Source organism: Anaerolineales bacterium (assembly GCA_015075725.1).
In the GTDB taxonomy this organism is placed as follows: domain Bacteria; phylum Chloroflexota; class Anaerolineae; order Anaerolineales; family Villigracilaceae; genus Villigracilis.
In genome coordinates this window covers 3,342,678-3,363,936 of record JABTTV010000001.1, presented here as the reverse complement: position 1 = coordinate 3,363,936, position 21,259 = coordinate 3,342,678, and the positions used below count along the sequence as shown (strand labels likewise).

23 protein-coding genes are annotated in these 21,259 nt (G+C 56.6%); 11 read left to right on the top strand and 12 right to left on the bottom strand.

The features are described from left to right. Positions 1 to 82 precede the first annotated feature (82 nt). The 6 genes from HS100_16250 to rpmF all read right to left on the bottom strand — a co-directional run bounded on the left by HS100_16250 (position 83) and on the right by rpmF (position 6,599). Positions 83 to 757: an isoprenylcysteine carboxylmethyltransferase family protein gene (locus HS100_16250; GenBank protein ID MBE7435468.1), complete on the bottom strand. Its 675-nt coding sequence runs from the start codon at positions 755 to 757 to the stop codon at positions 83 to 85. Between the two features lie 142 nt (positions 758 to 899). Further along, positions 900 to 2,546, bottom strand: a complete 1,647-nt coding sequence (pckA, locus tag HS100_16245; GenBank protein MBE7435467.1) for a phosphoenolpyruvate carboxykinase (ATP) — start codon at positions 2,544 to 2,546, stop codon at positions 900 to 902. A gap of 42 nt (positions 2,547 to 2,588) precedes the next feature. Next, positions 2,589 to 3,806, bottom strand: coding sequence for a pyridoxal phosphate-dependent aminotransferase (locus HS100_16240; protein ID MBE7435466.1), 1,218 nt, complete (start codon positions 3,804 to 3,806; stop codon positions 2,589 to 2,591). A 214-nt stretch (positions 3,807 to 4,020) separates the two neighbouring features. Continuing rightward, positions 4,021 to 5,250, bottom strand: a complete 1,230-nt coding sequence (locus tag HS100_16235) for a hypothetical protein (GenBank protein ID MBE7435465.1) — start codon at positions 5,248 to 5,250, stop codon at positions 4,021 to 4,023. Between the two features lie 96 nt (positions 5,251 to 5,346). Further along, entirely contained in the window at positions 5,347 to 6,288 is a 942-nt protein-coding gene (gene fabD / locus HS100_16230; protein MBE7435464.1) for an ACP S-malonyltransferase, read from the bottom strand. Between the two features lie 110 nt (positions 6,289 to 6,398). Then, complete coding sequence (rpmF, locus tag HS100_16225; GenBank protein ID MBE7435463.1) at positions 6,399 to 6,599, bottom strand: 50S ribosomal protein L32; 201 nt, start codon at positions 6,597 to 6,599, stop codon at positions 6,399 to 6,401. 128 nt (positions 6,600 to 6,727) lie between these two features. Here rpmF and HS100_16220 point away from each other — a divergent pair, with 128 nt between their 5' ends. The 7 genes from HS100_16220 to HS100_16190 all read left to right on the top strand — a co-directional run bounded on the left by HS100_16220 (position 6,728) and on the right by HS100_16190 (position 12,753). Continuing rightward, the gene (locus HS100_16220; protein MBE7435462.1) at positions 6,728 to 7,435 is read left to right on the top strand and encodes a SpoIIE family protein phosphatase; all 708 of its coding nucleotides are present in this window, start codon (positions 6,728 to 6,730) and stop codon (positions 7,433 to 7,435) included. After that, positions 7,428 to 8,486 (top strand): NAD-binding protein, encoded by a 1,059-nt coding sequence (locus tag HS100_16215; GenBank protein MBE7435461.1) that lies wholly within the window; start codon positions 7,428 to 7,430, stop codon positions 8,484 to 8,486. Before HS100_16220 ends, HS100_16215 begins: the two co-directional genes overlap by 8 nt. Continuing rightward, the gene (locus HS100_16210) at positions 8,479 to 8,856 is read left to right on the top strand and encodes a hypothetical protein (protein ID MBE7435460.1); all 378 of its coding nucleotides are present in this window, start codon (positions 8,479 to 8,481) and stop codon (positions 8,854 to 8,856) included. The genes HS100_16215 and HS100_16210 overlap by 8 nt, the downstream gene beginning before the upstream one ends. A 177-nt stretch (positions 8,857 to 9,033) precedes the next feature. Continuing rightward, positions 9,034 to 10,392 (top strand): protein translocase subunit SecD, encoded by a 1,359-nt coding sequence (gene secD / locus HS100_16205; protein ID MBE7435459.1) that lies wholly within the window; start codon positions 9,034 to 9,036, stop codon positions 10,390 to 10,392. A gap of 9 nt (positions 10,393 to 10,401) precedes the next feature. Beyond that, a complete protein-coding gene (gene secF, locus HS100_16200; protein ID MBE7435458.1) occupies positions 10,402 to 11,319 on the top strand; it encodes a protein translocase subunit SecF in 918 nt (305 codons plus the stop codon). A 51-nt stretch (positions 11,320 to 11,370) separates the two neighbouring features. Continuing rightward, the gene (locus tag HS100_16195) at positions 11,371 to 12,153 is read left to right on the top strand and encodes an endo alpha-1,4 polygalactosaminidase (protein MBE7435457.1); all 783 of its coding nucleotides are present in this window, start codon (positions 11,371 to 11,373) and stop codon (positions 12,151 to 12,153) included. 3 nt (positions 12,154 to 12,156) lie between these two features. Then, positions 12,157 to 12,753, top strand: coding sequence for a LysE family transporter (locus HS100_16190; GenBank protein ID MBE7435456.1), 597 nt, complete (start codon positions 12,157 to 12,159; stop codon positions 12,751 to 12,753). On the opposite strand, the gene HS100_16185 is transcribed toward HS100_16190, so the two are convergent. From HS100_16185 to HS100_16160, 6 genes are all read right to left on the bottom strand, one after another. Then, a complete protein-coding gene (locus tag HS100_16185) occupies positions 12,750 to 14,177 on the bottom strand; it encodes a GGDEF domain-containing protein (protein ID MBE7435455.1) in 1,428 nt (475 codons plus the stop codon). The genes HS100_16190 and HS100_16185 overlap by 4 nt on opposite strands. A gap of 152 nt (positions 14,178 to 14,329) precedes the next feature. Then, entirely contained in the window at positions 14,330 to 14,602 is a 273-nt protein-coding gene (locus HS100_16180; protein MBE7435454.1) for a helix-turn-helix domain-containing protein, read from the bottom strand. A 3-nt stretch (positions 14,603 to 14,605) separates the two neighbouring features. Further along, entirely contained in the window at positions 14,606 to 16,294 is a 1,689-nt protein-coding gene (feoB, locus tag HS100_16175) for a ferrous iron transport protein B (protein ID MBE7435453.1), read from the bottom strand. Between the two features lie 67 nt (positions 16,295 to 16,361). Then, on the bottom strand, positions 16,362 to 16,859 hold the full coding sequence (locus tag HS100_16170) for a 50S ribosome-binding GTPase (protein MBE7435452.1): 498 nt from the start codon (positions 16,857 to 16,859) through the stop codon (positions 16,362 to 16,364). Next, positions 16,852 to 17,091, bottom strand: coding sequence for a ferrous iron transport protein A (locus HS100_16165; protein ID MBE7435451.1), 240 nt, complete (start codon positions 17,089 to 17,091; stop codon positions 16,852 to 16,854). The genes HS100_16170 and HS100_16165 overlap by 8 nt, the downstream gene beginning before the upstream one ends. 193 nt (positions 17,092 to 17,284) lie before the next feature. Continuing rightward, positions 17,285 to 17,941, bottom strand: coding sequence for a metal-dependent transcriptional regulator (locus tag HS100_16160; GenBank protein ID MBE7435450.1), 657 nt, complete (start codon positions 17,939 to 17,941; stop codon positions 17,285 to 17,287). A 142-nt stretch (positions 17,942 to 18,083) separates the two neighbouring features. Between HS100_16160 and HS100_16155 the strand changes: the two genes are divergently transcribed. From HS100_16155 to HS100_16140, 4 genes are all read left to right on the top strand, one after another. After that, on the top strand, positions 18,084 to 18,839 hold the full coding sequence (locus HS100_16155) for a dienelactone hydrolase family protein (protein ID MBE7435449.1): 756 nt from the start codon (positions 18,084 to 18,086) through the stop codon (positions 18,837 to 18,839). A gap of 54 nt (positions 18,840 to 18,893) precedes the next feature. Further along, positions 18,894 to 19,166, top strand: a complete 273-nt coding sequence (locus tag HS100_16150; protein MBE7435448.1) for a hypothetical protein — start codon at positions 18,894 to 18,896, stop codon at positions 19,164 to 19,166. 91 nt (positions 19,167 to 19,257) lie between these two features. Beyond that, positions 19,258 to 19,755 carry a hypothetical protein gene (locus HS100_16145; protein MBE7435447.1) on the top strand — a complete coding sequence of 166 codons (498 nt, stop codon included), beginning with the start codon at positions 19,258 to 19,260 and terminating at the stop codon, positions 19,753 to 19,755. Positions 19,756 to 20,292: 537 nt separating this feature from the next. Beyond that, on the top strand, positions 20,293 to 21,216 hold the full coding sequence (locus HS100_16140; GenBank protein MBE7435446.1) for a hypothetical protein: 924 nt from the start codon (positions 20,293 to 20,295) through the stop codon (positions 21,214 to 21,216). Positions 21,217 to 21,259 lie beyond the last annotated feature (43 nt).

Sequence of the window (21,259 nt, the reverse complement as noted above, 5' to 3'; positions counted from 1 at the left end):
AACACATAAATCGAAAAATTCAGAATTACGAAATTGATTTTTTTAAAGCTAAATCCCGGACATAATGAAGCTCTTCACCTGGTCACCATACGAACGGGATCAAACGATACCTGACCTTCTGCTTGTACTCTTTATATCCTGCCAACTCATTTTCCAGGGCTTTTTCTTCATCCAAAATACGGAAAACAATGACGGGGATGATGACCAGCGCGGGAATCACCGCCCACCATGAGCCAAGAACAATAGGTGAAACCACGTATAGAATGGTCATACCGACATACATCGGGTGACGGACCCAACCATATACGTCGGTATCAACGACTTTTTGATTCTCCGCCACTTCGATCACGCGGGAAAGAAAACTGTTGACCTGCATGGTGCGGAAGACGAGCAGATAGCTGAGGAACAATATCACACCGGCGAGGATCGATATCCATGCTGGCATGTTCGACCAGCCGAAGCGGATATCGAACCCCGGAATGATATAGGCAAGGATGAACGTCAGCGCGGAGAGACCGATGATCCGGCGCTGCTCGCTGCGTTCTTCGCGCATCCTCATCCGGCGTTCCAGCAGGTCCGGGTCGTTCTTCATGAAATAGGCTAGCACAAAGAGCATCGGAATGAACAGGATGCCGATGTACATCCATGCCTGCCAGTATCTCCACGTACCTGCCGGGAGAAAGAACAAGAGCGCGAACATGATCGCACCGCCGAACAGGCGGCTGAGGACGGTCATCAACAGCTTTGAGCGGGACATTTGAGCCTCCATGCCTTCATAGTACGCCTGTTTTCGACGAATTCAAAGATGACAAACCTCACACTTGAAACAAAAAGCCGGGCGTTTTAAAACAACCCGGCTTTTCATTTCCACTCACCCCTTTCCACTTTCTAGTTTTCACTTATAGCTTCGGTCCCGCCTCGATCACATCCTGCGAGGTTTCGTCCGTGAATTTTGCAAAGTTCTGGATGAAGCGCGAGGCGAGGTCTTTGTATCGCCGGTCATATTCCGCTTTATCACCCCATGAAGCGGACGGATCGAGGACTTCGTCGGGCACATCCGGGCAGGTCATTGGCACTTCGAAGCCGAAGATGGGATCTTTCTTGAACTTCACGTGATCGAGTTTCCCATTCAACGCCGCATTGAGCAGGGCGCGCGTATGTTTGATGGAAATACGCTTCCCCACCCCGTAAGGTCCGCCCACCCAGCCGGTGTTGACCAGCCAGCACTTCACGTTGTAGCGTTCGATCTTGTTTCGAAGCAGTTCCGCATACCTGGAAGGATGATGCACCATGAACGGACCGCCGAAGCAGGCGGAGAACGTGATCGAGGGCTCTTTGCCGAGCCCCGCCTCGGTCCCTGCGAGTTTGGCGGTATACCCCGAAATGAATTGATACATCGCCTGTGGCGTGGTCAACTTTGCGATCGGTGGCATGACGCCGTTCGCATCGCACGTAAGAAAGATGATGTTCTTCGGATGCCCGGCCTTTTTCTCCGGGACGGCGTTCGCGATGAATTCAAGGGGATACGATGCGCGGGTATTTTCCGTGATCGATTCATCGTTGAGGTCGATCTTGCGCGTCACCGGGTCGAATGGAACATTCTCAAGGATCGTTCCGAACATTTTCGTGGTGGCATAAATTTGGGGTTCGGCGGCCTCGGAAAGCCCGATGACCTTTGCATAGCATCCGCCCTCGTAGTTGAAGACTCCGTCGTCGCTCCAGCCGTGTTCATCGTCCCCGATGAGGCGGCGTTTTGGGTCCGCGGAAAGAGTCGTTTTGCCGGTTCCGCTCAACCCGAAGAACAAAGCCACATCGTTCGGGTCGTCCGGGCTGACGTTCGCCGAGCAATGCATGGACATCACTCCCTGCAGCGGCAGAAGATAATTCAGCAAAGTGAAGATGGATTTCTTCAGTTCGCCCGCATAGGCGGTGTTCCCGACGATTGCCAGCTTGCGTTCATAGTTAAGGACGATAAACGTCTCGCCCGCGGTGCCATCCACAGAGGGGCTGGCTTTATATCCCGGCGCGCTGACCACGGTAAATTCCGGGACGAAACGCTTGTATTCCTCGAGAGTCTGCGGCGGGATGAACATGTTGCGGATGAACATGCTGTGCCAGGCATACTCGGTGACGAATCGGATCGGCAGGCGATAATTCTCGTCCGCGCCGACGTATACATCCTGTACAAAAATATCCTTGCTTTGATAATAGCCCAACAGCCGGGTGTATAGTCCTTCGAACTTTTCGCTGTCAAAAGGCTTGTTATAGGTCCCCCACCAGATGTGATTCTCCGAGTCGGCATGCCGGACCGTGAACTTATCATTCGCGGAACGCCCCGTATGCTTGCCGGTATGAGCCACGAAAGCGCCGCCCGATGAGGTAACTCCCTCGCTGCGAAATACCGCCTCCTCGTACAGCGCTTCCATCGAGAGGTTCCAATAGGCGAGTCGCAGATTCCCCACTCCGTGATTCGAAAGGTTGAAGTCCGCCTTCCTAGCCTGTGCGACGGATTCAGCCGGAGTCTTGATATTAAGCAGATTGCTCATACATTAATTCCTTTCTCTCCTCTATTGGTTTTTACTTTATTTTTAATTCCAATCTCGAATCATTTTCCTATCGCCGATGTAAATCTCGTTCGGAGAGGTCATGTCGAGCGCCCAGCGGATGCGCGCCAGACCCTCGGTCACTTCGGACGCCGATCCGGCGAACGATATGCGGATGTGCCCCTCCATGCCGAATTCCCTCCCGGGAACGGTGACCACCATTGCCTTCTTCAACAGGAAGCGGGAGACCTCGACAGAGTTATTACTGAACGCGCGCAGGTCCGGGAGCGCGTAGAACGTTCCTTGAGGCTCGATCAGTCGTGCGCCAGAGAAGGACCTCATTTCCTGCAATAACACATTGCGGTTATTCTCGATTTGCAATCGCAGCGATTCCACGACCGATTGCAAACCGTTCAACGCGCCTTCAGCAGCTGCCTGTGCAATGGGTGATACGCATGAAGTTGTCTGCGCAAGGACGTTGGTCATCACCCGGATCAACTCGCGCGGCGCGACCACCCATCCGATCCGGAAGCCGGTCATTCCGTACAGTTTCGCGACTCCGTTGACCACGATGATATTCGAGTTTTCGATTTCGTTCTTTGTGAATGCATAGGCGGGCGTGGCGACATTCCTGTCGAAGGTCAATTTATGATAGATGTCGTCGCAGACCATGAAGATGCCCTTCTTCTCGCATAGATCCACGATCTTCTCGATCAAACTGTCCGGGTATATCGCCCCGGAGGGGTTGTTCGGGCTGTTGATGATGATCGCGCGCGTGGAGGAGGACATCGCCCGTTCGATATCCTCGAAGCGGGGAATGAAGGTTCCATCCTCGGGCGTGACCACCACGGGGATTCCCAGGCACATCCTGATCATTTCGGGGTAGGAAACCCAATACGGCGCGATCACGATCACTTCGTCCTGCGGGTTTAGGATGGAATAGAAAATATTGAAGAGCGATTGCTTCGCCCCATTGGTGATGATCACATTTTCCGGGGCGACGAGGCGGTTGTAGTTTTCTTCCGTGTAGCGAATGACCGCCTTCTTCATCGATGGCAATCCATCCGGCGGCGTGTACTTGACCTCGCCGCTCGAAAGTCTTGCGCCGGAGGCCAGTACGGCGCTGAATGGCGTTTTGTTCTTTGGTTCGCCGATTCCCAGGTTGATCACGGCCTCGCCGCGTTCCTTCAACAACCTTGCCTCTTCGTTCAATGCAAGGGTCGGGGATTCGGCAATCTCACTTGCCAGTTTGCTGAGTTTCATGTTGCTCCTAGAAAATCATGTCATTGCGAGGCGAGACCGAAGCGATCTCCCGCACATTTCGAGATTGCTTCGCCTGAAACACGCCGCTCGCAACGACATGGATGTAAACAAAAACTGGTCAGAGAATCTCCTCCGACCAGATACACTTGCATACCCGCAGTATGCGGCTGACAATATAAATTGTCAGTCATTGCGATCATGGGGCGATTATACCCTAATCACATGTGAACGCCCCCACAGCGGGGTCGCCTGCCTGACCCCAAAGTTTTTGAAACTCCTGAAGATAGAGCGCGGCGATCTCCGGATTATCCATTATGATCACGTTTTCCTCGTTCTCTTCGTCCGCGCTGGAGGAGAAATTGAGCGAGCCTGTGATGACAATGCTGTCATCTACGACAACGATCTTGTGGTGCAGGAAACTTCCGTTGCCGTCCTGCCGCACCGGGACTCCCGCGCACCAGAACGTCCTCAACTCGGAACGCGGGCTGTTACTGCCGAAGGTTTCGAACACTCCCTGCACATCCACCCCGGCGGCGGCTCGGTCGATCATTGCTTGAGCCAGCGGATAATCGGTGAACGAGAATGCCAAAAAGCGGATGCTGGTCTGCGCGTCGTTCACAATGGCGATAAGGTTGCTGACCGCTCCGTCTTCCGGGGAAAAGATCACCTGAACCGGCGTGCCGTTCAAGATCGCCCATTGATTGTTCATCGTCGAAGGCGCGCGCGGACCCAACTGGGCGTTCCATAATTCCTCCCACTCCCTTTCATAAATAAAAGCGATCTCCGGTGAATGAAGGACGATGACGTTATTGTTTTGTTTGTAGATTCCATTGACGGTGATGTTCGTGGAGCCTGTCCACAAAATCTGGCGGTCGAAGATCCAAAATTTATTATGCATCAAGGCGGAACGCCCCGCATCGTCTTTGACCTCGATTCCGCCAGCCATCAGACGGGTGAACTGCCCCCGGTTCGGTTGCGCGTCGATTCCCAGTCCGTTCTCGTCGTCTGTGACCCAGCGCACGTCCACGCCGCGGGTTTTGGCGGCGATCAATGCATCCGCCACGCGCGGCAGGTTGAACTCGAAGGATGCAATGTGAATGCTGGTTTGTGCCCTATTGATGTACCCGAGCAGTTTTTCCTCGATCGAGCCCGCCGGATTATTCGGATCCTTCATGGTGAGCGGATCTGTGAAATACACTTCCCACTGCATGGCGGGTGGAGGAGAAGTCGGCGTCTCGGTGATTATCGGCAAACCAGGTGTGGGCGTTTCCGTTATCGGGATGATGATCTGCGGCGTATCGGTAATTGGAATGATAATGGGCGGCGGTGTGTCGCTTGCAAAGAACGGGATTTGAGTGACCGGTACGTAGGGGGTGCCGAAATCCATGGGCACGCAGGCAGCGACAAATAGTATGGCAGGGAAGGTTACAAAATATCTTTTCATGGTTTGAGGATTGTCCCGGATTCAAAAGCGGCGGCTGCCCAATTGTACCGGACGCAACTGCCGCTTTATATACCGCGAAGATGTTTCAAACAATCCCTATTCCAACGCCTTGAAATCATCCGGGCTGCCGAGCGGGTAATTTGCAGCTTCGCTGGCGATCCGTTTGACCAGACCACCCAATACAGTGCCTGTCCCAACTTCGACAAAAGCCTTGATCCCTCTTTCATTCATTGCCTTTACGCTATCCGTCCATCGCACGCGGGATTGCATCTGGGCTTTGATGTCGGAACGGGCGTCATTGGCGGTTTTTAAAACTGAAGCATGCACATTACCGATGACAGGAATCCTGGGGTCGTTCATCGCGATGGAATCCACAGCCTGATTCCATTCTGCTTGAATGGGATCCATCAATGAAGAATGCGCGGCAATGGATACCGCCAACGGGAGAGCGCGCTTCGCCCCGGCAACTTTTGCGCCAGCCATCGCGCGCTCCACAGCAGCTTTCGCACCGGAGATGACCACCTGGCCGGGGCAATTATCATTCGCCACTTGCACAAGTTCTTCGGCGGTGCTGGCCTCCTCACAGACTTTTTCGAGAGTTGGGATATCCACGCCCAATATCGCAGCCATCCCGCCGGGAGCCAGTTCGCCGGCGCGCTTCATCAGCTCGCCGCGTTTACGGACGAGACGAAGCCCGTCCGCGAAGGATAAGGTTCCGGCAGCAGCGAGAGCCGACAATTCGCCAAGCGAATGCCCGGCAACAGAATCAGGCTCAAACCCGGGAAAGAGGCGGGTGAATGTTTGAAAGGAGGCGATTGAATGAAGAAAAAGCGCGGGCTGTGTGTTGACCGTGTCGTTCAAATTGGCTTCAGGTCCATTCCACATCAGGCTCGAGAGGGAAACTCCCAAAATGGAATCGGCTTCATCAAAAAGTTTTTTCGTTTCGGGGAATTCCCCGGCAAGGGATTTGCCCATGCCGACGGTCTGCGATCCCTGACCGGGAAAGATAAAGGCGGTTGTTTTTACATCGAGTTTCATTTGGCTCCTTTAACAATCTGGGAGATTGCTTCGGGCAAAACCAAGAGCGCCCTCGCAATGACATCTGCCATTAAAACACGAACGGGTCGCGAATGTCACGACCCGTTCGATTATTCGGAGGATTTCTTTTCTTTCTTGACCTCGTACACTTCGCGCCCCTTGAAGTGCCCGCAGTTCGGGCAGACCACATGCGGCAGGCGTTTATTCCCGCAGTTGGAACAGGTGACGAGGTTCGCGGCGATCAATGCGTCCTGAGAGCGGCGGCGGTCGCGGCGGCCCTTCGAATGTTTGCGCTTTGGATGGGGTGTCATGAAACGTTCTCCTTTTATACATGCATCAGACGGGCGCATGCCCGTCTGGTCTGGTTTTTTACGAAGCGCGATGATTATATATGCGCAAGGCAGTGACGTCAAGTCGAATTGGAAGTAAAATCCGAAGCATGGAACTCCAGATCGCAGTTGCGAAGATCAACAAATACGCGGTATCTGAAAGCGGGGATACGCTTGAAGTGATCGAACGCCCCACCGGCGGGCTTTCTGTAGTGCTTGCCGATGGCCAGACCAGCGGTCGCGGCGCAAAAGCGGTTTCCATGATGGTGGTGCGCAAGGTGATCAGCCTGATCGCAGAAGGCGTGCGCGATGGAGCGGCAGCCAGGGCGGCATCGGATGCCCTCTTCGCCGAACGCGCGGGCAAAGTGACCTGCACCCTGAATATTGCGTCGGTCGATCTGCACAGCAACACGATCGTATTGACCCGGAACAATCCCGCCCCCATGTTCATATGCCGCGGCGAGAACATCGATATACACGCCGAAGACAGTGTTCCGTTGGGCATTTCACGCAATGTGCGTCCGATCATAACCGAACTCACCATCGAAGCGGGATTGACCATCGTCATCTTTTCCGACGGGATCAGTCACGCGGGAGAACGCCGCGGCGAACCGATGGACGTGCGCCACACGATTCGATCCCTGATCGAAGACCAGGACCCCAGCCCCCAGGAATTGGCAGATAGCCTTCTCGCCCAGGCTGTACGACTCGACGACAACCGCCCCGCCGACGATATCAGTGTTTTGATCCTGCGCGTCTCGTCGTTGACGGGGGACAATGTGCGGCGCATGACCGTCCGCCTGCCGATTCATGCCTAAATCCCGTTATCCCTTCGACAAGCATCGCTTGCGGCACATCCAGGCGGGTTTTCGCGATACCACCATCCTCATGCGGGAATTCCGGACGCCGTTGCTATGGTTCTCTTCGGCTGTATTGGGTGGCGGCATTCTATATCATTTTCTTTCGGAAAAATTGAATGAGCCGGTTTACTCCCTCGCCGAGTCGATCTACATCGTTTTGATCTCCACTTTTTTACAGCCGCCAAACCGCGAATTTCCGCACCATATCCTCCTGCAGGCCTTTCATTTTCTGATGCCCATCGTCGGCTTGGTCGCTCTCGCCCAGGGCCTGGCCGATTTTGCAAGTCTTCTCTTCAATCGAAAATCACGCAACAAGGAGTGGGAAATGGCAGTCGCCTCCACCATGAACAATCACATCATCCTCGTGGGGCTGGGTCATCTCGGCTACCGGGTAGCGATGAAACTGCACGAGATGAACGAAAACATCGCCGTGATCGATCTCAAAGCCAACGGGGACACTGTCGCCGCGGTGCGCGAACTCGACATCCCGGTCATTCATGACGATGCCACCCGTCCGGCCGCGCTCGAAGCGGCAAATATCAAGGACGCGCGCACGATCATCCTGGCGAGTCAGAACGACGCGATGAACCTGCAGATCGCGCTAAAGGCGCGCAGTATGAATCCGAAGATCCAGGTGGTCATCCGCATCTTCGATGAGGACTTCGCCCATGCCCTGCAGGAACAATTCGGTTTCGTCGCCTTGAGCGCAACAGAAATGGCGGCACCCGTCTTTGCCTCTGCCGCCGCCGGGGTGGATGTGACCAACCCGATCTCCATCGAAGGGCAATTGCTCAGCCTGGCAAGATTGACCATCAATGAAAATTCACCCCTTTCGAACAAAACCGTCGGTCATATCGAAGACAACTATCATTTGAACGTGGTCCTGTTACGCCACGACCATCGCTCCGAAATGCACCCGACGGATAAAAGCGAACTCCACGCCGGGGATACCATTGCTGTCCTTGGCAGTTCGGCGCAATTGCAAACCCTGATCCAGGCAAATGAGTGACCCGGCGACTCCCGCGCGGGATGAAAGCCCGCTGATCGGTATTGTAGGTCCGTGCGGGGCGGGAAAATCCACGCTGGTTGCCGGGTTGGAAAGACACGGCTTCCGCTGTCGTCACATCGCACAGGAACATTCGTACGCGAAGCAAATGTGGAAGGTCATCACCAAGCCGGATATTCTGATCTATCTTGGCTGCTCGTTCGAAAACTCCACCAATCGCCGCAAGCTGAACTGGACTCCCGCCGATCATGAAGAACAGCTCCGACGCCTCGCGCATGCCCGCGAGCACGCCGACCTGTTCATCGATACCAACACGGCTGACGAAAGCGGAGTCCTCGCCCAAGCCCTCGAGTTCTTGAAGAGCCGGATCTAGGATCGAGCCTTGCCCCGCTTCCGGCGTGGACCCAGGTTTTGGGCGGTGATCCTGGCCTTCCCCACGCCCCGAAGCGGTTTGTGAATGTAAATCCATAGACTTGAATTCCGAGTGGGAGTATAATGTCGCCCGCGTGGCGCATAAGCGCCACATTTTCATGGATGGAGAAACCCCCGCATGATACGAAACCTAACCAACCGCATCGCCATCATCGCACTGATCCTTGCGTTCGCTTTATGGGTCGACCTGAGCAACGACATCGAAATCCTAAACCCGGTGAACAATCAAGCCCTTTTCTCACGCAATGTCGAACCCCGTCTGGGACTTGACCTGCAAGGCGGGCTGCAAGTTCTGCTCGAAGCCGACATCCCTGCCAGCCAGCAGGTCGATTCGCAAGCCATGGAGATCGCCCGTGATATCGTTCAACAGCGCACCGACGCATTGGGTGTCAATGAAAATGTCATCCAGATTGCCGGAGACCGCCGCATTGTGGGCGAATTCCCCGGGCTGGAAGATACGGAATCCGTGCTGGCGACCATTCAACAAACGGGTCTTTTGGAATTCGTGGACACCGGCGATTACAGCCCCGAAGAGGGCACAATTCTTAACACAGATTACAGCCCCACGGGTGAACCGGTTGAATTACCCGAAAGCGGCGAGGTCCTTTATCACACCATCATGACCGGCTCTGAACTTGACGCTGTCACGGTCGGGCAGGACCAATTAGCCACGAACTACGTGATCAATTTCCGGTTGAAATCGGAAGGCGCGAGGATCTTCGGCGATCACACCTCCGCGAATGTCGGCAAATTCCTCACCATCGTGCTCGATAAACAGGTCATTTCATCTCCCCGCATCGAAAGCGCGATCACCGGCGGTGAAGGGACGATCACCGGCGGCTTTACCTTCGAATCCGCCAACGCCTTTGCGGTGCAATTGCGCTACGGATCGCTTCCTGTGCCCTTGAAGATCGTCGAGACCCGCATCATCGGTCCAACCCTCGGCGCGGACTCGTTGAATAAAAGCCTGCGAGCCGGGTTGATCGGCATGGTGATCGTGGCAATGTTCATGATCCTGTACTACCGCCTTCCCGGCATTGTGGCGGTGCTGTCCATCCTGATCTATGCTGCGATCGCATTCGCCGTGTTCAAATGGTTCCACTTCACATTGACCCTGCCCGGCATCGCCGGCTTTCTGCTCAGCACCGGCGCGGCGCTCGACGCGAACATCCTCATCTTCGAAAGAATGAAGGAGGAACTCCGCAACGGCAGGAATCTCGCGCAGGCGGTCGATCAGGGCTGGACCCGCGCCTGGTCCTCCATCCGCGATTCGAACCTGGCCGCCATCATCACTTCGTTGATCCTCTTCTGGTTCGGCTCCACTTTCGGTGCCACCATCGTCAAGGGTTTCTCGCTGACCCTCGCTCTCGGCGTCGGCATCTCTCTTTTCACCGCGATCTACGTCACCCGAACCCTGCTCGTCATCTTCCTGCAGGGCTTCAAGCCGAAGAATTACGACCTCTGGTTTGGCATATAGGATATTCCCATGATCGATATACTCAGCAAACGTTACCTGTACTTTCTATTCTCCCTCTTTGTGATCGTGCCCGGGTTGATCCTCCTTGCCGTGGATGGGCTGCCCCTTTCGATCGACTTCACAGGCGGAAGCCTTTTTGAAGTGACCTTTGCCGAGGGCAAGGGACTCGACACGGAATCCATCATCTCGATCTATGAAGAAGCCGGCATCGATGACGCCCAGGTCACGACAACCGAGACGGGATCCGTGCAGATCCGCTCCTCCTTCCTGACAAACGAAGCGCGCGACGAAATCCTGACAGCCATGCAGGAAGCCACCGGCGAGCCGGTGACTGTGATCAGCTTCGACAGCGTCGGTCCGACCATCGGGGCGCAGGTCGCATCGCGCGCGGCATTGGCGGTCGGGGTCGCGGCATTGGGTGTGGTGATCTACATCACGCTGGCATTTAGAAAAGTGCAAAACGCCTTCCGGTACGGGGTTTGCGCGATCATTGCCATGGTACACGACGTGGCGGTCGTTTTCAGCATCGCCGGGATCGGCGCTCGTTACTTCGATTGGCAGATGGATGCCCTCTTCCTGACCGCATTGTTGACTGTCATCGGTTTTTCGGTGCAGGACAAGGTGGTCGTGTTCGACCGAATCCGGGAGAACGCAAACCTTCTGCGCAGGCTCGAATACGAAACCCTTGTCAACCATTCCATCGTCCAGACCCTTCAGCGTTCGATCAACACCCAATTGATGACCGTTGAATTTCTTCTGCTTTCCCTGGCATTATTCGGCGGGATAACCCTCCAGGAATTCGCTGTGATTCTCCTGGTAGGTCTCCTGAGCGGAACCTACTCCTCCATTTTCGTGGCGGCTCCGATCCTGGTGTTGTGGGAAAAGCGCGAGTGGACCACGTGGTTCGGCCGCGGCGCAAACGCGTAAAGACAAGATGAAAGACAGCCATGCACTAATCGGCTGTCTTTTTTTGTTCGAATGTCAATCAAGCCGGTAACCCTGCCTTGTCTGTTTTGCTTATTGGTCCTTCTAGCGACATCTTCCTGCAGCCGAGATGCCGGGGTTGGGCTTCCTTCAAAGATGACGTGGCATATCCAATATTCAGGCGCGGTGGATTATTCGTTGGATGTGGATATGTACAACCTCGACCTGTTTGATATCGGTGCGGATAAGATTCAAATGATCAAAGATCGGGGCGTTCTCGTCGTCTGTTATTTCAGCGCCGGTTCGTACGAAGACTGGCGGCCGGATGCAGGCGACTTTCCCATTGAAACACTGGGCAAACCAATGCATGAGTGGGAAGGTGAATCCTGGCTGGATATTCGAAATATCGAAAGCCTGCGACCGGTCCTTGAAAGGCGGCTTGACCTGGCGGTCAACAAAGGCTGCGACGGCGTGGACCCGGATAACGTCAACGGATACGAATCGGATACGGGTTTTCCCCTGACATATGAAGATCAGATCGAGTTCAATATCTTTCTTGCAGGGGCGGCGCACGAGCGCGGATTGGCCATCGGCTTGAAGAACGACCTTGACCAGATCGAAGACCTGCTCCCGTATTTCGACTGGATTATCAACGAGGAATGTTTCTCATACAACGAGTGCGAACTGCTTTTGCCCTTTGTCGAGTCTGGCAAACCTGTCTTCGTGATCGAATACGATCTATCCCCGCGGATGTTCTGTGAGGCGGCAAATCGGATGAATTTCAATGCCCTGCACAAGAACCGGGACCTGGATGCCTACCAAATCGCCTGCAGGTGACATATGCTTTTTCTCCGCGCCTTCATCATCGGGATCTCCATCGCCGCGCCGGTCGGACCGATCGGCGTATTATGCATCCGCCGCACGTTGGCGAACGGCCGCCTGGCGGGCTTCGTTTCCGGGTTGGGCGCCGCCAGCGCGGACATGATCTATGGCGCGATCGCCGCCTTCGGGCTGACCGCCGTCACCGGGCTGCTCGTCGAAAATGCGTTCTGGCTGAGGATCGCAGGCGGATCGTTCCTGCTCTATTTGGGCGTGAAGACGTTTCTGGAAAAACCCGCGGATAAACCCGCAAATGCCTCGCAGGGCGGATTGTTGAGCATGTACACCTCCACTTTCTTTTTGACCCTCACCAACCCGATGACCATCCTATCCTTCGCCGCCATCTTTGCGGGGACGATGCTGGGAAAAACGACCGGCTCGCCGCTGGTCATGGTGTCGGGAGTCTTTGCGGGCTCGGCTGCCTGGTGGCTGACCCTCAGTTTCGGCGTGGGGATTCTCAGAGACAGAATGACCCAAACTCACATGGCCTGGATCAACCGCATTTCGGGCACGATCATTTTTGTGTTCGGCATCTACGCATTAATTGGGGCAATCTAATCGTCCTTGCGGCGGTGGTGATGCTCGGCTTTGTTCATATACATGGCATCATCGGCAAGTTGAATGACCTTTTCAAGACTCAAGCCCGGTTTGCTGCCAGCCGCGCCGGCCGACAGGCTCAGGATGGGTTCACGGTAATATTTATTATTGATGTCGACGAGGGTCTGAAGCTGCTTCAGCATTTCGGTCGTTTCAGCCTCGTCCCTGCCGGGCAGCACAACTGCAAATTCATCCCCGCCCAGGCGCGCCACGACCTGATCGTCGTTGAATCCGGCGATTAAAACCTCGGCAACACGACGGATCAATTTATCCCCGGCCCGATGACCCAGGCTGTCATTCGTCTTTTTGAGCGAGTTCAGGTCGACGATGATGATGCTGACCGGATCGGTCCGGTTCGTCTCAAGTTTCTGGATGGTCTCTTCGAAGTAAGCCCTGTTGAAAAGCCCGGTCATGACGTCGTGCGTGCCCAGATATTGAAGATATTCCTCCGCCTTCTTGCGCGCTGTGATGTCCTGTATGGAGACCAGCGCCCAGCTGAAATCGTCCTCGTGTCCCGGCATGATGCGGAAGTTCAGAAGGATATTGATCGGGTCGCCGTTCAACGAGTAGTTGATCCCCTCGCGCTCATACATCAACCTGCCGTTCCACAGGTCGACCAGCTCCTTCGCGAAATGCCTGCCCATCTCATCGCGGAAGACGTTTCCCAGGTTCGATACAAGATCCGCTTTGGAATCCGCCGCGAACAGGTCCAGGGTCCGCTGGTTGACATCCAGGACCTTGATCATGCCTGCGCACTGCAATGCCGCCTCGGGGTGGGCGTCCAGATATGCTTGAAGGTCTGTGACCCCCTCCGCCCGCAGGGCATCGAAATACTTCTTTATCTCGCTGTAATCCTCCTCCCACAACGATATCGGCGAGGCTTCGAATAGACTCTGCAGCCTGCGCTCCGCCTGCCTGCGCGCCGTAATATCCTCGAGAGTGACCAGCACGCGCTCCCAGCCTTTTTCATACTCCGGCAGGATGCGCCAATGCAAAATAATATCCAGCGGCTCGCCGCCCAGCGTGTAATTGACGCCCTCGCCAGACCATTCCACATCGCCGTTCCAAAGGGCGCGCAGCTCGTCGCTGAAATGGTGCCGCATCCCGTCGCGGAAGACCTGTCCGAGGTTGGACAGCAATCGTTCCTTGGAATCGGCTTTCAATAACTCGACCGTTCTTAGGTTGACATCCAGCACGCGGATCTGCGACATGCACAGGTCGACGAATTCGGGATGCATCACCAGGTGCGCATCCAGCGACTTGACCCCCTGAGCGCGCAGTTCATCGAACGATTTTTTGATCCGGCTGAAATCCTGCTCCCACAGCGAGACGGGGGCATATTCGAATAATGTCACAAGATACTCCTTGTCGTCCGAGTCTGGCATGCTGCCCTCCGGTCTTCGTGCGGAACAATAGATTCTTTCCAAAAGCGCTCCCGCCGCAGTCCTCGGCGGCGGGGACGCCGCTTGGAGCAAAATTATACCTTTGCGGAAATCGGATACGGCGGAAGAAATGCATCGGGAAAAGGGATTCAGGTTCAGGTGAGCGCGAGGCGCGGCGCTTCATTCCCCAATTCGCGCGCAAGCAGGTAACGTTTCCCGCGCGCGGCAAGCAGGTTGCATTCCGCTTCGAGGCCGCAGGTGGTGCAGCATTTCCCGTCGGGACCGATCTCGATCAGCCTCCCCTTTTGAACCAGCAGGTCGATCATCGAAAGGACCGCTGAAGGCTGCGCGTTCAACGCGCGGCTGATCTCGGAAAGGCTCATGCCGTTCTCGTTCGCTGCGAGCAGGTCGATCAATCGACTTAGCATATGCTATCCCAACCCGAACAGCAGGCCGCCTTGATGGACGATGAATGCCGCCAGCCACGCAACGGCGGTTTGATAAACAGCCGAGACCACAGCCCAGGATGCGCCGAATTCATGTTTGATCGCGCCCAGGGTCGCAACGCATGGCACGTACAGCAGGACAAAGACCAGCAGTGAAAGCGCGCTCAGCGGAGTGAAGTGATTGCGCAGGGCGACGCTCAATGCGGTATCTTCGCCCCCGGATTCTTCATCCACGAGGTCCACACCGGGGATGATGCTCAGAAAGATTCGCCCGGACCTGACGAACGCCTCGCCAAATCCGCGGACGATGCCGATGAGGTCTTCGCCAAGGGTCGATGTTTCGACTGGTTGCGCTTCCGCCCCGCCGAGATAGATCACGCTCATCGTGCTGACCACGATCTCCTTCGCCATAAAACCGGTGACCAGCGCGCCGCCCGTTTCCCAATTGCCAAAACCGAGCGGAGCGAAGACCGGCGAGATCGCGCCGCTGACCCTGCCAAAATACGAATCGCGCTGATCTCCCACGCCCCACGGCAGGTTGAGCAGGAACCACATCACGACCGAAGCGAGCAGGATCATCGTCCCAGCCTTGCGGACGAATTCGCGCGTGTTCTCCCACATGTGGATCAAGACGCTTTTCAGTGAAGGCTGGCGGTAGGGCGGCAACTCCAGCACGAACGCGGAGGAAGCATCCGGTTTGAGGATCGTGCGCGTGAAAACCATCCCAGCCAGCATCGCCACCAGGATGCCCAATGCATACATCGCCCAGATCACCGTCCCGGCGCGCGCGCCGAAGAAGGCGAGACCGAACACAACATACACCGGTAAACGCGCAGAACAGGACATCAACGGGACGAGCAACGCGGTCAGCACGCGGTCTCTGCGGCTGGAGATGGTGCGCGTGGCGTAGATCGCAGGGACCGCGCAGCCAAAACCGAGGATCATCGGGATGAACGATTTGCCGTGCAAGCCTACCACGCGCATGAAGCGGTCCATCACGAAAGCCGCGCGGGACATGTAACCGGAGTCTTCGAGCAGGGCCAGGAAGAAATATAGGATCACCAAACCGGGGACGAACACAAGCACGCCTCCCACCCCGGCGATGATTCCGTCGATGACCAGCGAATGGGTCCACGCCGGGAGCGGAGCGAGGTTCAGCAGGAAGCGAATCCAATTTGCGATGGGACCGTTGATGACCGCGTCCATCCAATCGAGGAACGGCGAAGAGACATCGATCACGAGCCTGAAAACGACATACATCACCGCGAAGAAGACCGGCAGCCCGAGCCACTTGTGCGTGACGATGTCGTCGATGCGGTCGGTCAGGGTGATGCGGTCCAGGCGCGGACGGTGAAGCGACTGCCGCACCACGCCGTTGATGAACCCATAGCGCCGGTCGGCGGTCAGCAGGTCGAAGTCATCGCCCAGCATGGACGAGACATGTTCCGCGCCTTCTTTGGCGAGCGCGATCACCCGCTCCCCCTCCGGCATCGACCGGACCCGTTCGAAGATCTCCGCGTCGGCTTCGAGCAGTTTGATGGCAAGCCAGCGTTTGGGGTAGCGCCCGGGGTCGAACCGCAGTTCGCCGAAGGCTTCGATCAGTTTTTCGATCTCGCGTTCGATCTTTCCGCCGTAATCGAGTTTGAATAAAGGGTTCGTCGCGGATGTCGTCATGTCTGCCTAATTGACCGCAATGGGTCACAAAGATTTTTATATATATTTGCGACCGCCGTGATCGGTTTCAACCTGCCGCGCGAACGGCTTCGTCGATCAGTTCGGAAATACCCTTGTCCTTGTTGGCGGTCGTCTGCACCACGGGGATGTTCCCGAGCAGTCGTGAAAGGTGATCTGTATCGATGCGCGCGCCGTCCTTCTGCATCTCGTCCGTCATATTGAGCGCGAGGACGACCGGCACATCCAGTTCGAGGATCTGCACGGTGAGATATAAATTCCGCTCCAGGTTGGTCGCGTCCACCACATTGATGACCACGTCCGGGCGTTCTTCGATGATGAAATCGCGCGCGATGATCTCTTCGGGGGAATACGCCGTCAGGCTGTAGGTGCCGGGCAGGTCCACGATGTTGATTCGGACCCCGTCATGCTCGATCTCCCCTTCCTTCTTCTCGACCGTCTTGCCGGGCCAGTTGCCGGTGTGCTGGCGCAAGCCCGTCAGCGCGTTGAAGATGGTCGTCTTGCCCGCGTTCGGGTTGCCTGCCAGCGCGATCGTCAGGTCAGGCATGGGGGGAAACCTCGATCAGCGCGGCTTCCTCTTTCCGCAGGGCAAGGTGATACCCCTTGATCACGTATTCCACCGGGTCGCCCAGCGGGGCATGGCGTTCGATCAGGATCGTCTCCCCTTTTACGATGCCCATCTCGACGAAACGGCGGCGCATGGCGCCCGTGCCGCGGATGCGCAGGATGACGGCTTTCTGCCCCGGGCTCAGGAGGTGGAGTTGGATGGTTTCAGGCATGGCGTTGTCAGCTTTCCATTGGGTGCGCTAATTGTTTGTAGAGGACCTGCTCCCTCCGCCGTCCTTGGCGAAGGATTTACTCGTGGCACGCCGCCGGGGTCGGCGGCTTGAGCCAAGTTGCCGGCAAACCTTGAGGGCTCTGTTCCCTGATTCTTATTCAAGTTTCTCATTCACGGGCGGGGAGACCCCGTCCCTACGATTTCACGATCACAAATTCCGCGGCAGATAAGCCCAACACAACCTCCCTCCCCTCCACGCTCAAGGTGAGCGGACCCTGAAGCGGCGCGGCTTCCATCAGGATGATCTCGCTGCCGGGTAAAAGATCGCGGTCCTGCAAATATTTGAGGACCTCGGTCGCGGTCGCATCCACCGCCAGCACCGTCGTCTGCTCCCCCGGTTTCATTTCGGTCAGGCGCCTGCCCTTCAAGGGGATCGTTACGCCGTTCTCATCGGGGATGGGATTGCCGCGCGGGCAGGTCTGCGGATGGTTCAAATAGTCCGCCAGCGCCCCGGTCACTTCGGGCGCGGTGGCGTGTTCGAGCGCGCAGGCAAGTTCGTAGACCTTCGCCCATTCGATGTGCAAATGGTCGTACAGAAAACACTCCCAAAGCCTCTGCCTGCGGATGACGTTGGAGGCCGCCTCGCGCCCCTTCTTCGTCAGCGTGACCCCCTTATAGGGCACATGGTTCACCAACCCCTGTTCGCCGAGGCGGCGCATCATCTCGTTGGCTGAAACGTTCGTCACGTTCAGCCGCGCCGCCAGGCTCGAGATCGCCACGTCGCGGTTTCCAAGCTCCGCCATGGCTTTCAGGTACATCTCGGTGCTTTCGCTCAACTGGGGAAAGGTCATAAGGTTTTCCTTTTCAAAATCATAAGGTCGACCTTATTATGACAGAAGCGCTTCGCCCCCGTCAGTGACGTCCGTCACAAGTTCGTCACCTGCATGTCACCATGCTATACTCGAAATAACACCGATAACAAAGGAGCGCCCCATGTATACGACCGACCAATACGAAGGCTTGATGGCGGAAACCGTCACGATGACCGGCGCGAACGGCGATGCGATCAACGCCTTCTTCGCGCGCCCGCTCGGCGACGGACCCTTCCCCGCCATGGTGCTGGCGCATCACATGCCCGGCTGGGACCAGTGGTACCGCGAAACCACGCTCAAGTTCGCCCTGCGCGGCTACATCGTCATCACGCCCAACCTGTACTTCCGCGCGGGGCACGGCACGCCCGAGGATGTCGCGGCGAAGGTCCGCGGGGACGGCGGCATCGCGGATGACTCCGCCGTGGGCGACCTCGAAGGCGGCATGAAATACATCCGCGCGCTGGCGTATTCGAACGGCAGGGTCGGCATCTTCGGCACCTGCTCCGGCGGCAGACATGCCTATCTCACCGCCTGCCGCGTGAAGGGATTCGATGCGGTCGTGGATTGCTGGGGCGGGCGCGTCGTCATGGCGCCCGATGCGTTGAACGCCAAAACCCCGGTCTCGCCTCACGAACTGACCCGCGACCTGCCCTGCCCCATCCTGGGTTTGTTCGGCAACGACGACTCCAGCCCCACGCCCGCGCAAGTGGACCAGCATGAAGCGGAGTTGAAGAAGCACGGCAAGACCTACGAGTTCCACCGCTACGATGGCGCCGGTCACGGATTCTTCTATCACCATACCGCCTCGTACAGGCAGGCGCAAGCCATGGACGGCTGGGGCAGGGTCTGGGCGTTTTTGGAGAGATATTTATCGTAATCGAAGACCTGACAGGTTTTCAAAAACCTGTCAGGTCTGTTTCTGGAGGCAACCATGTGCACCATGATCGTCGAAAAGGTAAAGATAAACGGCAGCGGCAGGGGCGTGAACGGCTGGTTCAAACTGGAACAGGCGAACGTCTCGTATGACCATCCCTTCGATGCGCCCTTCGAGCACGCGCTCAACATCGACTTCGTCAACGAGTCGCAGGGACTCGGCGCACGGGTCGCAGTGGAGTTGAGCGAGGGCGCCGCCCGCGAGTTGATCCGCACCATACAAAAGGTGTTGGACCAGGCTGAGGCGGGCGGACACCTGCCCAGGTCATGAAAGAGGCGGGAAAGCATCCCATGCGGACTTATGTCACAGCGATCCTCCGCGTTGTGGGTAGAATCAAGCCATCTTACATACGGAGAGTTCCATGCGCATCAAACAATTGACCGGGCTTCTCGCGCTCGCGTCCATCCTGCTCTTCAATACCGCCCTCGCCAAAGGCGGGTTCGATTACATCGCCATCAAAGGACCGGGCATCATCGGCGAGATCGATGTGACCCAGGCCGCGCTGACCGGGGATTACTTCGCCTTTGCCGACTTCTCGCAGGGCGAGATTCCCCCGCCCGCCCAAGCCGGGCAGGGATACCAGATCGTGCGCCTGTACGTCGAGTTCGTGGACGACAAGCCCAGGGACCTGCCTTTCGATGAACTGCATTACTACCCCTACACGGGCTATGTCTATTACGACGGCGTCGTGGACGGGACCTCGGAATACGACGGCAAATGGTATGCCGCAAACCCCGCCGCCGAAGCGCCCTTCCGAAGCGTGCTCTTCCAGCGCGCCCTGCTTGCCTGGGTTCCGTTCGCGGCGCTTGTGGTGATTCTGCTCTGGTTCGCGTTAGCCTATACCCGCAAGCCGAAATGAGGCGGTGTGGAGACTCCTTTGGAAGGGTCTCGATCTCGATCTGCGCATGTGCCCTGCCAAACCGGGTTGTTTTTCAAGCCGATATGTTATAAGATTCAACTGCAGGACCTGAATATTTATTCCGAAAGGAGCAGAACATGGGTCACAACCGCGACAAGGAAAAGAAGGAAAAAAAGAAGAAACCCAGGCACGACATCAAGGAGAAGCGCAAACTGAAGAAGGGGAAGAAACAGCCCCAGACTTCGATCACGCTCACAAAACATTCCTCCTAAACAGTAGCCCGCCGGAAAGACCGGCGGGTTTTGCTTTGCGGGGGAAGGGCTTGAATTGCGCGCTGAACTTCCTATAATGGAATTATTGCGGCGGTTCGAGCGGGCGGGATGACCGGGGCGCGTTCAAGAGAGCGTTTTGAAATTGTCATTTCGAGTGGCGCTTTGCGCCGCGAGAGATCCTGTTTGCGCAAACCGGGATTTCTCCCCGCTATCGCCCGGCGAAATGACAAAATGACGCGTTATATGGCAGTGAAAGGAACAACTCATGGAAATCAACGTCGTCCCCTCCTGGCGCAGGCTTGTCAGTTACGCGGCGCTCCTGCTCTTCCTTGCCGCGCTGATCGGCTTGCTCGCCACGAACTATCTGGCGGGGCTCGTCTTTCTGGGGAGCATCGCCGCGGCCTGGCTGTTCTATCTGTTCGCGGCTTCGATCATCGACCGCTTTAAGAGGTCGGGAGTCTTCGGCCGGGTCGTCATCGTCATCCTCCTGCTGGCCTTCGGATGCGGCCTCCCCCTGGCGCTCCTGGCGTTCTTAAATTTATACACCGCACAGTATTATTTCACGAGCTCTATCAGCATATCCATCTACCAGTATCATGTCCAGGTGGGGATGGTGGACAATGTCACCCTCGAACTGCGCGAGCAGATCGTATCGGGAAGCGGCGATGAACCGGTGGACCTGCCCCCAAGGGTGGTGACCAGCCGCCCGGCGGGATTTCTGCTGAACGAGGTCACCATCGCCCCGCTCGGCATGGACGCGAACGGGAATTTCTCCGTCCTTCTTCCGGACGGGGGTGAGCTGGAGGGCATGTTTTGCGAATCGGGATTGTGCCCCACCGTCGATGTGGAACTGCTGGACTTCCCCAGGGATTCCTTCTATGCCGCCACTATGGCGGCGAATTTGGAGCGCTTCCCTTATCTGGACAAGGAAACCGTGCGCTGGACGGTCGTGGACCCGCGCAAGGGCATCACGCTGGCATACATCCGCCCGCCCTTCAACCGCTTCCTCTTCCTGCTGAAACCCTTCATCGGCGCGTCCACCCTCGGCGAATGGAGCGTGGCCGTCCTCGGGTTTTTCGTCTCCTCGGTGGTCATCCCCATCGTCAAGCCGGTCTTCACCAACCTTGCGCAGGAACGCATAAAGAATTTATGGAGGGGATTCCCCCGCAAAAAGAAGTCGAAGAAATGATTCCTCGCCCCTGCCCCGAACGAGGCGGGTTGATATGCCTATA

Excerpts from the sequence above, each read along its gene's own strand:
- secF (MBE7435458.1), top strand. The coding sequence starts at position 10,402 with ATGATCGATATACTCAGCAAACGTTACCTGTACTTTCTATTCTCCCTC.
- HS100_16180 (MBE7435454.1), bottom strand. The coding sequence starts at position 14,602 with ATGCTAAGTCGATTGATCGACCTGCTCGCAGCGAACGAGAACGGCATG.
- HS100_16140 (MBE7435446.1), top strand. The coding sequence starts at position 20,293 with ATGGAAATCAACGTCGTCCCCTCCTGGCGCAGGCTTGTCAGTTACGCG.
- HS100_16235 (MBE7435465.1), bottom strand. The coding sequence starts at position 5,250 with ATGAAAAGATATTTTGTAACCTTCCCTGCCATACTATTTGTCGCTGCC.
- HS100_16240 (MBE7435466.1), bottom strand. The coding sequence starts at position 3,806 with ATGAAACTCAGCAAACTGGCAAGTGAGATTGCCGAATCCCCGACCCTT.
- feoB (MBE7435453.1), bottom strand. The coding sequence starts at position 16,294 with ATGACGACATCCGCGACGAACCCTTTATTCAAACTCGATTACGGCGGA.
- fabD (MBE7435464.1), bottom strand. The coding sequence starts at position 6,288 with ATGAAACTCGATGTAAAAACAACCGCCTTTATCTTTCCCGGTCAGGGA.
- HS100_16145 (MBE7435447.1), top strand. The coding sequence starts at position 19,258 with ATGCGCATCAAACAATTGACCGGGCTTCTCGCGCTCGCGTCCATCCTG.
- HS100_16215 (MBE7435461.1), top strand. The coding sequence starts at position 7,428 with ATGCCTAAATCCCGTTATCCCTTCGACAAGCATCGCTTGCGGCACATC.
- pckA (MBE7435467.1), bottom strand. The coding sequence starts at position 2,546 with ATGAGCAATCTGCTTAATATCAAGACTCCGGCTGAATCCGTCGCACAG.
- HS100_16185 (MBE7435455.1), bottom strand. The coding sequence starts at position 14,177 with ATGCCAGACTCGGACGACAAGGAGTATCTTGTGACATTATTCGAATAT.
- HS100_16170 (MBE7435452.1), bottom strand. The coding sequence starts at position 16,859 with ATGCCTGACCTGACGATCGCGCTGGCAGGCAACCCGAACGCGGGCAAG.
- HS100_16220 (MBE7435462.1), top strand. The coding sequence starts at position 6,728 with ATGGAACTCCAGATCGCAGTTGCGAAGATCAACAAATACGCGGTATCT.
- secD (MBE7435459.1), top strand. The coding sequence starts at position 9,034 with ATGATACGAAACCTAACCAACCGCATCGCCATCATCGCACTGATCCTT.
- rpmF (MBE7435463.1), bottom strand. The coding sequence starts at position 6,599 with ATGACACCCCATCCAAAGCGCAAACATTCGAAGGGCCGCCGCGACCGC.
- HS100_16250 (MBE7435468.1), bottom strand. The coding sequence starts at position 757 with ATGTCCCGCTCAAAGCTGTTGATGACCGTCCTCAGCCGCCTGTTCGGC.
- HS100_16155 (MBE7435449.1), top strand. The coding sequence starts at position 18,084 with ATGTATACGACCGACCAATACGAAGGCTTGATGGCGGAAACCGTCACG.
- HS100_16150 (MBE7435448.1), top strand. The coding sequence starts at position 18,894 with ATGTGCACCATGATCGTCGAAAAGGTAAAGATAAACGGCAGCGGCAGG.
- HS100_16210 (MBE7435460.1), top strand. The coding sequence starts at position 8,479 with ATGAGTGACCCGGCGACTCCCGCGCGGGATGAAAGCCCGCTGATCGGT.
- HS100_16160 (MBE7435450.1), bottom strand. The coding sequence starts at position 17,941 with ATGACCTTTCCCCAGTTGAGCGAAAGCACCGAGATGTACCTGAAAGCC.
- HS100_16165 (MBE7435451.1), bottom strand. The coding sequence starts at position 17,091 with ATGCCTGAAACCATCCAACTCCACCTCCTGAGCCCGGGGCAGAAAGCC.
- HS100_16195 (MBE7435457.1), top strand. The coding sequence starts at position 11,371 with ATGTCAATCAAGCCGGTAACCCTGCCTTGTCTGTTTTGCTTATTGGTC.
- HS100_16190 (MBE7435456.1), top strand. The coding sequence starts at position 12,157 with ATGCTTTTTCTCCGCGCCTTCATCATCGGGATCTCCATCGCCGCGCCG.